The 14786-nt window shown below is 69.4% G+C and carries 13 protein-coding genes; 2 read left to right on the top strand and 11 right to left on the bottom strand.

What is annotated here, in order from left to right; all coding sequences use genetic code 11:
- Window positions 1–22 precede the first annotated feature (22 nt).
- The 3 genes from ACZ4UU_RS23805 to ACZ4UU_RS23795 all read right to left on the bottom strand — a co-directional run bounded on the left by ACZ4UU_RS23805 (window position 23) and on the right by ACZ4UU_RS23795 (window position 2862).
- Window positions 23–682: a vitamin K epoxide reductase family protein gene (locus tag ACZ4UU_RS23805; protein WP_471905387.1), complete on the bottom strand. Its 660-nt coding sequence runs from the start codon at window positions 680–682 to the stop codon at window positions 23–25.
- A gap of 198 nt (window positions 683–880) precedes the next feature.
- Window positions 881–2143: a histidine--tRNA ligase gene (gene hisS, locus ACZ4UU_RS23800; protein ID WP_471905386.1), complete on the bottom strand. Its 1263-nt coding sequence runs from the start codon at window positions 2141–2143 to the stop codon at window positions 881–883.
- Window positions 2144–2154: 11 nt separating this feature from the next.
- Entirely contained in the window at window positions 2155–2862 is a 708-nt protein-coding gene (locus tag ACZ4UU_RS23795; protein WP_471905385.1) for an MBL fold metallo-hydrolase, read from the bottom strand.
- 180 nt (window positions 2863–3042) lie between these two features.
- Here ACZ4UU_RS23795 and ACZ4UU_RS23790 point away from each other — a divergent pair, with 180 nt between their 5' ends.
- Both ACZ4UU_RS23790 and ACZ4UU_RS23785 read left to right on the top strand, forming a co-directional pair.
- Complete coding sequence (locus ACZ4UU_RS23790) at window positions 3043–3861, top strand: peptidylprolyl isomerase (RefSeq protein WP_471905384.1); 819 nt, start codon at window positions 3043–3045, stop codon at window positions 3859–3861.
- Window positions 3862–3996: 135 nt separating this feature from the next.
- A complete protein-coding gene (locus ACZ4UU_RS23785; RefSeq protein WP_471905383.1) occupies window positions 3997–5226 on the top strand; it encodes a DUF349 domain-containing protein in 1230 nt (409 codons plus the stop codon).
- 93 nt (window positions 5227–5319) lie between these two features.
- Here the strand turns inward: ACZ4UU_RS23785 and relA are convergent, their stop codons facing one another.
- From relA to ruvC, 8 genes are all read right to left on the bottom strand, one after another.
- Complete coding sequence (gene relA, locus ACZ4UU_RS23780) at window positions 5320–7857, bottom strand: GTP pyrophosphokinase (protein ID WP_471905382.1); 2538 nt, start codon at window positions 7855–7857, stop codon at window positions 5320–5322.
- A gap of 321 nt (window positions 7858–8178) precedes the next feature.
- Entirely contained in the window at window positions 8179–8718 is a 540-nt protein-coding gene (locus ACZ4UU_RS23775) for an adenine phosphoribosyltransferase (protein WP_471905381.1), read from the bottom strand.
- Window positions 8715–9839: a protein translocase subunit SecF gene (gene secF, locus ACZ4UU_RS23770; RefSeq protein ID WP_471905380.1), complete on the bottom strand. Its 1125-nt coding sequence runs from the start codon at window positions 9837–9839 to the stop codon at window positions 8715–8717. The genes ACZ4UU_RS23775 and secF overlap by 4 nt, the downstream gene beginning before the upstream one ends.
- Before the next feature lies 1 nt (window position 9840).
- The gene (gene secD, locus ACZ4UU_RS23765) at window positions 9841–11595 is read right to left on the bottom strand and encodes a protein translocase subunit SecD (RefSeq protein WP_471905379.1); all 1755 of its coding nucleotides are present in this window, start codon (window positions 11593–11595) and stop codon (window positions 9841–9843) included.
- Between the two features lie 136 nt (window positions 11596–11731).
- Window positions 11732–12226 carry a preprotein translocase subunit YajC gene (gene yajC, locus ACZ4UU_RS23760; RefSeq protein WP_471905378.1) on the bottom strand — a complete coding sequence of 165 codons (495 nt, stop codon included), beginning with the start codon at window positions 12224–12226 and terminating at the stop codon, window positions 11732–11734.
- Between the two features lie 175 nt (window positions 12227–12401).
- Window positions 12402–13472, bottom strand: coding sequence for a Holliday junction branch migration DNA helicase RuvB (gene ruvB / locus ACZ4UU_RS23755; protein WP_471905377.1), 1071 nt, complete (start codon window positions 13470–13472; stop codon window positions 12402–12404).
- Between the two features lie 82 nt (window positions 13473–13554).
- The gene (ruvA, locus tag ACZ4UU_RS23750; protein WP_471905376.1) at window positions 13555–14160 is read right to left on the bottom strand and encodes a Holliday junction branch migration protein RuvA; all 606 of its coding nucleotides are present in this window, start codon (window positions 14158–14160) and stop codon (window positions 13555–13557) included.
- Window positions 14157–14699, bottom strand: coding sequence for a crossover junction endodeoxyribonuclease RuvC (ruvC, locus tag ACZ4UU_RS23745; protein ID WP_471905375.1), 543 nt, complete (start codon window positions 14697–14699; stop codon window positions 14157–14159). The genes ruvA and ruvC overlap by 4 nt, the downstream gene beginning before the upstream one ends.
- Window positions 14700–14786: the final 87 nt, after the last annotated feature.

Here is a 14786-nt window from a genome sequence, read left to right as displayed (position 1 = left end):
CTGACATCGGGTGCGGAGCGGGTCAGGCGGCCCAGAGCTGGCTGCCCCAGCGGGTCAGGATCAGCATCACGATGACGCCGCAGTGGGTCACCGGGAGCACCCAGGTGAACTCGGCGAGGAAGTTCTTCAGCGGGCGCGGGGCGGGCAGGAAGCCGTTGCGGATGTTGAAGGAGGTGACGTACCAGAACATGGTGAGCGTGGCCGCCCAGGCCAGCGAGCACCACAGGCAGAGCGCGCCGATGTTGTAGAGCGACTGGTACATCAGCCAGGTGCAGAAGGCGACGCCGAAGAGGGTGCCGAAGTTGAAGGTCAGCCAGTACCAGCGCGGGAAGCGGGCGCGGGCGAGCAGGCTCATGCCGACGCAGATGACGATGCCGTAGCAGACGAGGCCGAGCATGGGGTTGGGGAACCCGAAGACGGACGCCTGCTTGCTCTCCATGACGCTGCCGCAGGACACGATCGGGTTGAGGCTGCAGCCGGGGGTGAAGGTCGTCCCCGCGACCTTGGCTTCGAGGATCTTGAACTTGTCGATCGTGATGACCCACGCGGCGAGCAGTCCGGCCGCGCCGGTGATCACCAGCAGCAGAGCGAACGCACGGCTGCCGCCCAGCAGTTGCGGGGGTGCTTCGGCAGGCTCCCGCTCGGGCTCGGTGGAGACGTCTTTGACTGTCGTCTTGCTCATCACGCCGATTCCGTCACTTGAGAGTTGGACCTTCTCCGGGCACGGCACATTGTGCCGTACAGACCCGCGTGTCCGCCGTTCGCAGGGCATAAGCAAAAGCCCGCGAGTGGGTAAAGGCATTCGGTTCCGGACACCGTGGGAACTGCGAAGAGCGGGGGCCGGCCGGCCCCCGCTCTTCGGAATTCAGCGCTCGAAAAATCAGCCCAGTCGGGCTTCCAGCTCCGCCACGATCTCGTTGACGCCGACGGCCGCCTGCTCACCGGACTCCATGTCCTTGAGCTGGACGACGCCCTCGGCGAGGTCCCGTTCGCCGGCGACGATCGTGTAGCGGGCGCCGCTGCGGTTGGCGTTCTTCATGGCGCCCTTGAGGCCCTTGCCACCGTAGGAGAAGTCCGCCGCGATGCCGACCTTGCGCAGCTCGGTGACCTTCGCGAAGAGCACTCGGCGCGCCTCCTCGCCGAGCGGAACGGCGAACACGCTGGTCGTGGAGGGGAGTTCGAGCTCGACGCCCTCCGCCTCCAGGGCGAGCACCGTGCGGTCGACACCGAGGGCCCAGCCGACGGACGGCAGCGCGGGGCCGCCGATCATCTCCGACAGGCCGTCGTAACGGCCGCCGCCGCCCACCGCTGACTGGGAGCCCAGACCGTCGTGGACGAACTCGAATGTCGTACGCGTGTAGTAGTCCAGGCCGCGCACCAGCTTCGGGTCGTCCTCGAAGGAGACCCCGGCCGCCGTGATCAGCTCGCGGACCTCCTCGTGGTACGTCTTGCAGGCGTCGCAGAGGTAGTCGCGCAGGAGCGGGGCGTCGCCCAGCTGCTTCTGGACCGACTCGCGCTTGTCGTCGAGCACGCGCAGCGGGTTGATCTCCGCGCGGCGCAGGGTGTCCTCGTCCAGGTCCAGGCCGCGCAGGAAGTCCTGGAGCGCGGCCCGGTACACCGGACGGCACTCCTTGTCGCCCAGGCTGTTCAGCAGGATCCGGAAGTTGCTGAGGCCGAGCGAGCGGTAGGCCTGGTCGGCCAGGATGATCAACTCGGCGTCCAGCGCCGGGTCCTCGGCGCCGATCGCCTCGGCGCCGACCTGGGAGAAGTGCCGGTAACGGCCCTTCTGGGGGCGCTCGTAGCGGTAGTACGAGCCCGAGTACCAGAGCTTGACCGGGAGGTTGCCCGCCTTGTGCAGGTTGGCCTCCAGGGCGGCGCGCAGGACCGAGGCCGTGCCCTCGGGGCGCAGGGCCAGCTGGTCGCCGCCCTTGGTCTCGAAGGCGTACATCTCCTTGGTCACGATGTCGGTGGACTCGCCGACACCGCGCGCGAACAGTTCGACGTTCTCGAAGCCGGGCGTCTCGATGTAGCCGTAGCCGGAGTTGCGCAGGGGGGCCGCGATCGCCTCACGGACGGCCAGGAACTTGGCGGAGTCCGGGGGGATCAGGTCGTACGTGCCCTTGGGGGCCTTGAAGGTGCTCACGGAAGGTCTCGTCACATTCCTCGTCGGGGAGCCTCTGCGGCTCCCTGGCCTGCCGCCACCTGCCGCAGATAGGGGTTGGTGGCGCGCTCGCGGCCGATGGTCGTCTGGGGGCCGTGGCCGGACAGCACCACGGTCGAGTCGTCGAGCGGCAGGCACACGCGGGCCAGCGAGTCGAGCATCTCGGCCATGTCACCGCCGGGCATGTCGGTGCGTCCGATGGAGCCGGCGAACAGCAGGTCGCCCGAGAACAGGACCGGCGGGATGTCCGCCGTCTCGGGCATCCCGAAGGTCACCGACCCCTTGGTATGGCCCGGCGCGTGCGCGACGGCGAGCTCCATCCCCGCCAGCTCCAGCTTCGCGCCGTCGGTCAGCTCCTTGACGTCGTCCGGCTCCCCGATGGTCAGCTCGCCCATCAGCTGCATGCCGATGGAGCGGCCGATCGCCTTCTCGGGGTCGCTCATCATGTACCGGTCCTCGGGGTGGATCCAGGCCGGCACGTCGTGCGCGCCGCACACCGGGACGACCGAGGCCACATGGTCGATGTGTCCGTGGGTGAGGACGACGGCGACGGGCTTGAGCCGATGCTTCTTCAGTGCTTCCTCGACTCCGGGGGCCGCTTCGTGGCCCGGGTCGATGATCACGCACTCCTCGCCGGCGGCGGGGGCGACGAGATAACAGTTCGTCCCCCATGCCCCGGCGGGGAACCCGGCAATGAGCACGATCGTCCTTCGTTTGTGTCGACACGAGTGGTTTGTCGGCGGGCTCCGCCTGTGGTCAGAGCCTACCGGCGCTGCCGTTTTCTCAGCGAACCCATATACGGTACGGGGCACACGCAGGCAGTCGGCTCACAGGACGCACGCGTACCGGTCGACACACACGACGCATGAGGAGAGAACCCGGTGGTCAGCCAGGAACAGCGGCGGCGTCAGCTCGCCCGGGAGAAGTTCTTGCGGCAGCAGCAGCGGCGCACGTCCGCCCGGCGCAAGGCACGCATGCGCAACTCGGTGATCGCGTCGGTGCTCGGCGTCGTCGTCATCGGCAGCCTCGCGCTGTACACGACCGGAGTCCTCAAGAAGGACGACACCAAGGAGAACGCCGGCGCGGAGGTCACGCCCGGCGCGACGCCCAGCAAGGCCCCGGACCCTTGCGAGAAGCCCGCCGAGGGCAAGGTCAAGACGGCGACCTGGAAGAAGGAGCCGGCGCTGACGGTCGACAAGTCGGCCAAGTACACGATGAAGCTCGCGACGACGTGCGGTGACATAGACATCGCACTGAAGGCGTCGGCCGCGCCGCACACCGTGAACTCGTTCGACTTCCTCGCCGGCAAGGGCTACTTCGACCACTCCAAGTGCCACCGGCTCACCACCAAAGGCATCTACGTGCTGCAGTGCGGTGACCCGACGGGCACCGGAACGGGCGGTCCCGGGTACACGATTCCGGACGAGAACCTGAAGGACAAAAGCCTCAAGAACAACATCTATCCCGCGGGCACCGTGGCGATGGCGAACACCGGTCAGAAGAACTCCGGCGGGAGCCAGTTCTTCCTCGTGTACCAGGACAGTGAGCTGCCGCCCAGCTACACACCGTTCGGTACCGTTTCCGAGTCCGGCATGAAGGTACTCAAGAAGATTGCCGACGCCGGAGAGAGCACCGGCGCGGGCGACGGGGCGCCGAACGCGACGGTGGTCATCGACAAGGCGACGGTCACCAAATCCTGACCGCCAACTGCGAAATTTCGGTCGCGCGGGATGCGGACAGGCAACCCGCCGGTCGCCTATGTTGGCCGTGACGAAACTGTGGACGATGCCCGGGGGAACACAAGCCCCTCGCAGGCATCATGTGGAGGAGGCGCTGTGAGCAGCGACCCGTGGGGCCGCGTCGACGAGACGGGGACCGTGTACGTGCGTACGGCCGACGGCGAGCAGGTTGTCGGTTCTTGGCAGGCAGGCACTCCTGAGGAGGCGCTGGCCTATTTCGAGCGCAAGTACGAGGGCCTGGTTGTCGAGATCGGCCTCCTCGAGAAGCGAGTGAAGACCACCGACCTGTCGGCGAAGGACGCGCAGACCGCGATCGACCACATTCGCGAGCAGGTCGACGCCCACCACGCGGTCGGCGATCTGGAAGCCCTGAAGACCCGGCTGGACAAACTCGTCGAGACGGTCGAGAAGCGGCGCGAGGAGCGCAAGCAGCAGCGGGCGAAGCAGTCGGACGAGGCGCGCCACGCCAAGGAGGCGCTGGTCACCGAGGCCGAGGAGCTGGCGCAGTCCGACCAGTGGCGGGCCGCCGGTGAGCGGCTGCGGGCCCTGGTGGACACGTGGAAGGGCCTGCCGCGGCTCGACCGCAAGTCGGACGACGAGCTGTGGCACCGCTTCTCGCACGCCCGGTCGGCGTTCTCCAAGCGCCGCAAGGCGCACTTCGCGCAGCTCGACGCGCAGCGCGAGGAGGCCCGCAAGACCAAGGAGCGGCTCGTCTCCGAGGCCGAGGCGCTGTCCGGGTCGACCGACTGGGGTCCGACGGCGGCCCGCTACCGCGAGCTGATGTCGGAATGGAAGGCCGCCGGGCGCGCCCAGCGCGAGCACGAGGACGACCTGTGGAACCGCTTCCGCGGCGCCCAGGACATCTTCTTCGCGGCCCGCAGCTCGGTCTTCGCCGAGCGCGACGCCGAGCAGTCCGAGAACCTGAAGCTGAAGGAGGAGCTGGCCGAGGAGGCCGAGAAGCTCCTGCCGATCGGCGACCTGAAGGGCACGCGTGCCGCCTTCCGCTCGATCAACGAGCGCTGGGAGGCCATCGGTCACGTGCCGCGCGACGCCCGGCCCAAGGTCGAGGGCCGGATGCACGCCGTCGAGCGGGCCATCCAGGAGGCCGAGGAGTCGGAGTGGCGCCGGACCAACCCGGAGGCACGCGCGCGTGCCGAGGGGCTGACCGGACAGCTCCAGGCCGCCGTGGACAAGCTGAGGGGCCAGATCGACCAGGCGCGCGCCCAGGGCAACAACGCGAAGGCCGACAAGCTGGAGCGTGAGCTGGAGGGCCGTCAGGCGCTGCTGGACCAGGCGCTGAAGGGGCTTCAGGAGTTCGGCGGCTGACAGGGCTGACACGCTGTCACACCGCTGCCAAGGACGAGAAGGGCCCCGTACCTCGCGTACGGGCCCTTCTCGTCGTATGCCTACGGGCTCCTCCTACGACCGGCTGCGCGCCGACGTCACGCGGTACACGTCGTACACGCCCTCCACTCCCCTGACCGCCTTCAGGACGTGCCCGAGGTGCTTCGGGTCGCCCATCTCGAAAGTGAAGCGGGAGGTGGCGACGCGGTCGCGGGAGGTCTGGACGGCCGCGGAGAGGATGTTGACGTGCTGGTCGGACAGGACGCGGGTGACGTCGGAGAGGAGCCTGGAGCGGTCCAGGGCCTCGACCTGGATGGCGACCAGGAAGACCGAGGACTGGGTGGGCGCCCACTCGACCTCGAGGATGCGCTCGGGCTCGCGGGACAGTGACTCCACGTTCACACAGTCGCTGCGGTGAACCGATACTCCGCTACCGCGCGTGACGAAGCCGATGATCGGGTCGCCGGGGACGGGCGTACAACAGCGGGCCAGCTTGACCCATACGTCCTCGACGCCCTTGACGATCACGCCCGGGTCGGCGCTGGAACGCCGCTTGCGACTGCGACCGCGGGCCGGCGGGACCGACTCGTCGATCTCCTCCGTGGCGGCTTCCTCGCCGCCGAGGGCCTGGACGAGCTTCTGCACGATGTTCTGCGCGGAGACATGGCCCTCGCCGATCGCCGCGTACAGCGCGGAGATGTCGGCGTAGCGCATCTCGTGCGCGAGGGTGACCAGGGAGTCGCCGGTGAGGATGCGCTGGATCGGCAGGTTCTGCTTGCGCATCGCGCGGACGATGGCGTCCTTGCCCTGCTCGATGGCCTCGTCGCGGCGCTCCTTGGAGAACCACGCCCGGATCTTGTTGCGGGCGCGCGGCGACTTCACGAAGCCGAGCCAGTCGCGGGAGGGGCCCGCGCCGGGTGCCTTGGAGGTGAAGACCTCCACCAGGTCACCGTTGTCCAGGGTCGATTCGAGCGGTACGAGGCGGCCGTTGACCCGCGCTCCTATGGTGCGGTGGCCCACCTCGGTGTGGACGGCGTAGGCGAAGTCGACGGGAGTCGCGCCGGCCGGGAGCGCTATGACGTCGCCCTTCGGGGTGAAGACGAAGACCTCGTTGCGGGACAGGTCGAAGCGCAGGGACTCCAGGAACTCGCCCGGGTCCTCGGTCTCCTTCTGCCAGTCCAGCAGCTGGCGCAGCCACGCCATGTCGTTGAGGTGGTCGTCCTTGCCCTTGCCGGCCTTGGGCACGTCGCTGCGCACCTTGGAGGCGCCGGCGACGGCCTCCTGCTTGTACTTCCAGTGCGCGGCGATGCCGTACTCGGCGCGGCGGTGCATGTCGAAGGTGCGGATCTGGAGCTCGACGGGCTTGCCGTTGGGGCCGATGACCGTCGTGTGCAGCGACTGGTACATGTTGAACTTGGGCATCGCGATGTAGTCCTTGAACCGGCCGGGGACCGGGTTCCATCGCGCGTGCACGGTGCCGAGGGCGGCGTAGCAGTCGCGGACCGTGTCGACGAGGACGCGGATGCCCACCAGGTCGTAGATCTCCGCGAAGTCACGGCCGCGGACGATCATCTTCTGGTAGACGCTGTAGTAGTGCTTCGGGCGGCCGGTGACGGTCGCCTTGATGCGGGCGGCGCGCAGGTCCTGCTGGACCTCGTCGGTCACTATGGCCAGATACTCGTCACGCTTCGGTGCCCGCTCGGCCACCAGCCGCACGATCTCGTCGTACATCTTGGGGTAGAGGATCGCGAAGGCGAGGTCCTCCAGCTCCCACTTGATGGTGTTCATGCCGAGGCGGTGGGCGAGCGGCGCGTAGATCTCCAGGGTCTCGCGCGCCTTCTTCTCCTGCTTCTCGCGCTTGAGGTAGCGCATGGTGCGCATGTTGTGCAGGCGGTCGGCGAGCTTGATGACCAGGACGCGCGGGTCCTTGGCCATCGCTACGACCATCTTGCGCACGGTCTCGGCCTGCGCGGCCTCGCCGAACTTGACCTTGTCCAGCTTGGTGACGCCGTCGACGAGGAGAGCCACGGAGTCGCCGAAGTCGCGGCGGAGCTGGTCGAGCCCGTACTCGGTGTCCTCGACGGTGTCGTGCAGCAGGCCCGCCATCAGGGTGGCCGGATCCATGCCCAGCTCGGCGAGGATCGTGGTCACCGCGAGGGGGTGCGTGATGTACGGGTCGCCGCTCTTGCGCTTCTGGCCGCGGTGCCAGCGCTCGGCGACCTGGTAGGCCTTCTCGATCTGGCGGAGGGTGGCGGTCTCGATCTTCGGGTCGTTGCTGCGGACTATCCGCAGCAGGGGCTCCAGGACCGGGTTGTACGGGTTGGAGCGCTGGACGCCGAGGCGGGCGAGGCGGGCGCGGACGCGGTTGGAGGAGCCGGTGCGGGCGGGCTGACCGGCGGACGGACGGGCTGCGGGCGTGTTGACGGGCCGCTCGGGCGGGGCAGGCTTGGGTCGGGCCTGCTCGGCCGGCTTGTCGACGGGCGCGGACTGGGCATGCTCGACCGTCCCGCGCGAGTCGTTCTTCGCGTGCGGCGCGTTCGGTGCGGGCTTCGCCGCGGGCGCCGAGGTGGACTCGGGCTTGGCGGCGGTCAGGTGCTGGGCCTCGTCTGGCAAGAGGACTCCTCGTGCGCGATCCGGGTCCCCCGGTCAGGCTCCGGAGACCCCATGGTAGCGATCCTGCGCCCGAGGATCGCCTTCAGGCCGATGTGAGGGCCGTCTACCTGAGAAACGCGAGGGGCTGCCGCGGGATTCCTGCCGGAGGCTCGGCGGTGTACGGCGCTTGCACGGAGGGCTTCAGGCAGATTGCCGACCGCGGCTCCATCGTGGCTGGTCGCGCCCACGCGGCGGAGCCGCATATCGATACAGCCCCGCGCCGCTTTGGGGCGCGAAACGGCCGCCCCAGTTCTACTGGGACGGCCGTTCTCAATCTCGCGCTCAGATCACCAGCAACGCTTCCAGCGGAGCTCCCCGCAGCGCCGGCTCCAGGCGGGCGCTGCCCGCGAGGAAGCCCAGCTCCATCAGGACCGCCAGGCCCGCGACCTCGGCGCCCGCCCTGCGGATCAGCTCGATCGCGGCCTCGGCCGTGCCACCCGTGGCCAGGACGTCGTCGACGATGAGGACGCGGTCCCCGCCGGACAGATCCTCCGCGTGCACCTCGATCTCCGCCGAGCCGTACTCCAGGTCGTACGCCTGGCTGAGGGTCGCCCCGGGGAGCTTGCCCGCCTTGCGTACAGGGATGAAGCCAAGGCCCGCGCGGACGGCGACCGGGGCGCCGAGGATGAAGCCGCGGGCCTCGAGGCCGACGATCTTCGTGGCGCCGGTGTTCGCGGCGATCTCGGCCAGTGCGTCGGTGAGTGCCGTGAACGCCGCCGGGTCCGCCAGGAGCGGGGTGATGTCCTTGAACATCACACCCGGCTCCGGGTAGTCCGCCACATCGCGGATCCGGCTGAGCAGCAGTTCCTTGATGTCGGTCATCGGCGCTTCCCGGACGGGCGGCCGCGGCCCCGGTTGCGGGACGCGGGCTGGTTGCGGGGGCCGACGACCGCGGGGGCGGCGTCCTCCGGCTCGTCGTCGAAGGGCTCGTCGGCGGTCGGGGCGTCCGGCGTCTCACCCTGCGCCGAGGCCTGCGCGCGCTTGGCGAGCACGCGCTTCTTCAGCGCCTTCATCTGCGGCTCGCGCTCCTTGAGGTCGGCGACGAGCGGCGTGGCGATGAAGATCGAGGAGTACGCACCGGCGGCGAGACCGACGAACAGCGACAGCGAGATGTCGTTGAGCATGCCGGCGCCGAGGAAACCGCCACCGATGAACAGCAGACCCGCTACCGGCAGCAGTGCGACCACCGTGGTGTTGACGGAGCGGACCAGGGTGCTGTTGATCGACCGGTTGGCGATGTCGCTGTAGGTCCAGCGGGTCTGCTTGGTGATGTCCTTCGTCTGCTCCTTCAGGCTGTCGAAGACGACGACCGTGTCGTAGAGCGAGTAACCGAGGATCGTCAGCAGACCGATCACCGTGCCCGGCGTGACCTCGAAGCCGACGAGGGCGTAGATGCCGACCGTGATGGTGATGTCGTGGATCAGGGCGACGAACGCGGCAAGGGCCATGCGCCACTCGAACGCGATGGCCAGATAGATCACCACGAGGACCAGGAAGATCCCGAGGCCCTGCCAGGCCTTGTTGGCGATCTGCTCACCCCAGCTGGGGCCGACGAGCTCGCCGGTGACGTCCTTCTGCGCGACGCCGAGGTCCTTGGCCAGCTGCGCCGAGACCTTGTCGGCCTGCTTGGTGTCGATACCGGCGACCTGGATGCGCAGGGTCGCCTTGTCGCCGCTGCCGAGCTTCTGGACGATCGCGTCGTGGCCGGAGGCCTTCTCCGCGTACTCCTGCGCCTGGGAGACGGAGACGCTGGTCTTCGGGGTGTTGAAGACCGCGCCGCCCTGGAACTCGATGCCCATGTTCAGGCCCCGCACCGCCAGGCCGACGATGGCCGTGATGGTGATCAGGATCGAGAGGCCGTACCAGATCTTGCGGTTGCCGACGAAGTCGTAGCCGACCTCGCCACGGTGCAGTCGGGCGCCGAGGTTGCCGAGCTTCGACATCTCACGCCTCCTTCGTCTCGACGGGGGCGGAGGGACGGCGGGTGCGGCGCAGCGGCGGCGGGGCACCCAGTCGCTTGGGGTCGAGGCCGGACCAGCTGTGACCGCTGCCGAAGAACTTGCTGCGGGCCATGAGCGTCAGTAGTGGCTTGGTGAACAGGAACACGACGACCACGTCGAGCAGGGTGGTCAGACCGAGTGTGAACGCGAAGCCCTGGACCTTGCCGACGCTGACGACGAAGAGCACGGCGGCGGCGAGGAACGACACGAAGTCCGAGACCAGGATGGTGCGCCGGGCGCGCGGCCAGGCACGCTCGACGGCGGGGCGCAGCGAGCGGCCCTCGCGGATCTCGTCACGGACGCGTTCGAAGTACACGATGAACGAGTCCGCCGTGATGCCGATGGCGACGATGGCACCGCAGACGGCCGGCAGGTTCAGCGCGAAGCCGATGGCCGGACCAAGCAGCGACATGATCGTGTAGGTCAGGGCGGCGGAGGCCAGCAGCGACAGGATGGCGATGATCGACAGGCCGCGGTAGTAGACCAGCAGGTAGATCACGACCAGGGCGAGACCGATGGCACCGGCGATCAGACCGGCCTTCAGCTGCTCACCGCCGAGCGCGGCGGTCACCGTGGTGACGCTGTCCTCCTTGAAGGTCAGCGGCAGGGCGCCGTAGGACAGCATGTTGGCGAGGCTCTCGGCCGACTGCTGGGTGAAGTTGCCGGAGATCTCGGCGTTGCCGCCGGTCAGGGCCTCGCTGACGGACGGGTCGGAGACGACCTCGCCGTCCAGCACGATGGCGAACTGGTTCTGCGGCGGCTGGTTCTTGGCGAGCTTGCCGGTGATGTTGGCGAACTTCTTGCCGCCCGAGCCCGTGAACTTCATGGTCACGGTCCAGCCCGCGGCGTTCTGCGCGTTCCACTGGGCCTGGGCCTCGTCGACGTCCGTGCCGTCGACCTCGGCGGGGCCGAGGATGTACTTCTGCCACTGGCCCGCCGAGTTCTGGCCGCACGCGACGGTGGGGTCGGTCGGCTTGGCGCCGTCGCCGGCCTTGGCGCGGACCGCTTCCTTCGTGCAGTCCAGCTTGGCGTACTGCGCTTCGAGGGCGCTGGTCGCCTGGTCGCCGGAGGCGCTGCCGCTCGCGGACGGGGAGGCGCTGGAGGAGGCGCTCGTGGACGGCGTGGGGTCGGCCTTCTTCAGGGCGTCGGTGACCGCGCGGCCCTGGGTGGTGGAGCTCGGCGACGGGCTGGTGGAGCCGGAGGGGGACGCGGAGGAGGTCGCCTTGTCCGTGGAGTCGCCCGGCGCGCTGCTGGAGGCGCTCGGCGTGGGGGTGGGCGCCGCGTCGCCGCCGGAGATCTCGGTGGTGAGGACCGGGCGGAAGTAGAGCTTCGCGGTGGTGCCGACCTGGTCCCGGGCTTCCTTGGAGTTCGTGCCCTTGGGGATGTTGACGATGATGTTCTCGTCGCCCTGGGTCTGTACCTCGGACTCCGAGACACCCAGACCGTTGACACGGCGTTCCATGATCTCGACCGCGGTGTTCATGTTGGTCTTGTTGATCGCGGATTCCTGGCCGGGCTCGGCTACCGCGCGAAGCGTGATGCTCGTGCCGCCTGCCAGGTCGATGCCGAGTCGCGGCTTGGTGTGCCCCGAGGCGAACATCCCACCGGTGAGCGCCGCGATGGCGATCAGGATGAGGGCCAGCGAGCGCCCTGGCTTGCTCTGGGCGCCCGCGCTGCGGCCCTTCTTAGGTGCTGCCACCTTCTCGTACTCCCTCTCGGGCCGCCTCGCTCCGGGTCAACGGGCGGGCGGCCATGACATGGTGTCGGGATCCCGTGCGAGCTCAGCATGCCCGGGGGCGCGCAGGCGTGTCCCGCCCGCGCGCCCCGGAGCACGGCTACTTCGCGTCGGAGTCGCCGTCGGTCTTCTTCGGCTCGTCGTCCGTCTTCGCCTCGGCGGACACGGCGTCGGCGGACTCCTCGGCCTTGTCCTCGTCCTTCTTTCCGAGGTCGACGGACTTCTCGTCGGAGTCGGCGGCAGCGGCGGGCTCGTCGGTCTCGGTGAGGGAGGAGGCGTCGTCCGGGACGACGTCGGACTTCAGGTCGTGCTCGATGCCGTGCACGATGCGGTTGTACTCGTCGTCGGAGAGGACGGCACCGATCGCGTTCTTGGCGAAGAGGAGCTCCACGCCCGGGCCGGCGTCAACGAGAACGGTGTCGTCGCTGACCTCCTTGACCGTGGCGTACATGCCCCCGATGGTGCGGACACCGGATCCGGGCTGCATCTGGTTCCGCATGTCGGCGGCCTGCTGCTGCTTCTTCTTGGCCGACCGGGTCATCAGGAACATGGCCCCGATGAGCACGATGAACGGGAGGAGGGTCACGAGACTCACGGGTCGGAACTTCCTTCACACGACCGCGATGGTGAGCGGCCTGATGGTTGGGGGTATGTGTGCCGCCGACAAAGGCGGCATCGGCGGAGTCTAAGCGAGTCTCCGCGCATGGAACAACGCTCAGCATGGCACCGGGGTTCCTGCTCCGGCCAGTGTGCTCGCCGTGACCGGGCCTTCACGTCCCGAACAGGTCCTGTTGTCCGTTTCCCGCAGCTTGCGAGCGCGGAGGGGTCAGGCCGAGATGCGCCCAGGCGGCGGGCGTGGCGACCCGGCCGCGCGGAGTGCGGGCGAGCAGTCCCTCCCGGACGAGGAAGGGTTCGGCGACCTCCTCGACGGTCTCGCGCTCCTCCCCCACCGCGACCGCGAGCGTCGACAGTCCCACCGGGCCGCCGCCGAACAGCTTCAGCAGCGCCTCCAGGACACCGCGGTCGAGGCGGTCGAGTCCGCGGGGGTCGACCTCGTAGACGGCGAGGGCGGCAGCGGCGATGTCCCTGGTGATGAGCCCGTCGGCCTTGACCTGGGCGTAGTCCCGGACCCGGCGCAGCAGGCGGTTGGCGATACGGGGTGTGCCGCGGGAGCGGCCGGCGATCTCGGCGGCACCGTCGGCCTCGATCTCGACGTCGAGCAGATTGGCCGAGCGGTGGATGACGCGCTCCAGCTCGGCGGGCTCGTAGAACTCCATGTGCGCGGTGAAGCCGAAGCGGTCGCGCAGCGGGGGCGGCAGCAGGCCCGCGCGCGTGGTGGCGCCGACCAGGGTGAACGGGGGCAGTTCGAGGGGGATGGCGGTGGCGCCTGGGCCCTTGCCGACGATCACGTCGACGCGGAAGTCCTCCATCGCCATGTACAGCATCTCCTCGGCGGGCCGGGACATGCGGTGGATCTCGTCGAGGAAGAGGACCTCGCCCTCCTGCAGGGAGGAGAGGATCGCCGCGAGGTCGCCCGCGTGCTGGATGGCGGGGCCGGAGGTGATGCGGATGGGGGCGCCCATCTCGGCGGCGATGATCATCGAGAGGGTGGTCTTGCCGAGGCCGGGGGCGCCGGAGAGCAGCACGTGGTCTGCGGTGGCGCCTCGCGCGCGTGCGGCGCGCAGGACGAGGTCGAGTTGTTCGCGGACCTTCTCCTGGCCGATGAACTCGTCCAGGTCCTTCGGACGCAGCGCGGCCTCGACGGCCTGGTCCTCACGGTCGGCGACAGAGCCCACCAGCCGCTCGGGGGCGGGGGTGTCGGTCGTGTCGTCCCAGTTCATGGAGTGTGCCTCGGGGGTCGCGGTGGGTGTCGTGCGGGGTGTGACCGGCGGGGGTGTGTCGTACGCCCATGCCGTCGGTCGGTCAGCGTGCTCTGTTGAGGGTCTGAAGGGCCGCCTTCAGCAGCTGTCCGACCTGGGGCGTGCCCTCGGCGGCCTCGGCCTGCGGGGCAACGGCTGCGACCGCTTCGTCGGCCTCGCGGGTCGCGTACCCGAGGCCGATGAGGGCGGCGTGCAGCTGGTCGCGCCAGCCCTGGGTGACCGGTGCGCCGACGGCGGGCGCGCCGATGGGCTCGCCGAGGCGGTCCTTCAGCTCCAGGAGCAGCTTCTGGGCGCCCTTCTTGCCGATACCGGGAACGGCCGTCAGTGCCTTCTCGTCGCCGGTGGCGACCGCTCTGCGCAGGGCGTCCGGCGTGTGCACGGCCAGCATGGCCTGGGCCAGGCGCGGGCCGACGCCGCTCGCGGTCTGGAGCAGTTCGAAGGTCTGGCGCTCGTCGTCGTCCGCGAAGCCGTACAGGGTGAGGGAGTCCTCGCGGACGACGAGGGAGGTTGCGAGCCTGGCCGGCTGGCCCTTCCGCAGTCCCGAGAGGGTGTTCGGCGTGCACTGGACGGCGATACCGATCCCGCCCACCTCCACGACCGCGGAGTCGGGGGCGAGAGCGGCGACCGGGCCGCTGACGAACGCGATCATGCGAGACGGCCTTTCGACGGAGCCTTGGCTGAGTGCAGGGCCACGGCCTGCTGGAGTCGGTTCTGCGCGGGGGCGCGCCAGATGTGGCAGATGGCGAGCGCCAGGGCGTCGGCCGCGTCGGCCGGTCTGGGCGGGGCGCTGAGCCGCAGCAGCCGGGTGATCATGGCGCCGACCTGGGCCTTGTCGGCGCGGCCGCTACCGGTGACGGCGGCCTTGACTTCGCTTGGGGTGTGCAGGGCGACGGGGATGCCGCGGCGGGCGGCGCAGAGCATGGCCACGGCGCTGGCCTGTGCGGTGCCCATCACCGTACGGACGTTGTGCTGGCTGAACACCCGCTCCACGGCGACGAATTCGGGCCTGTGCTCGTCCAGCCACTGCTCGATGCCCTGCTCGACGGCGACCAGGCGCTGCCCCAACTCGGCGTCCGCGGGCGTCCGTACGACACCGACGCCGAGCATGGTGAGCGGGCGCCCGGCGACGCCTTCGACCACGCCGACACCGCATCGGGTCAGCCCCGGGTCCACCCCCAGTACACGCACCCCGCGCCCCTCCTTCGATCGCCTGTTTGTGCAGGCTATCGGGTGCCACTGACAACGCCGGGCACCAACGCCCGGCAAAGCGACGGG

This window comes from Streptomyces sp. NPDC028907 (genome assembly GCF_055564995.1).
Note: the sequence above shows the minus strand (reverse complement) of the source record. Positions and strands in the feature narration are given on the sequence as shown.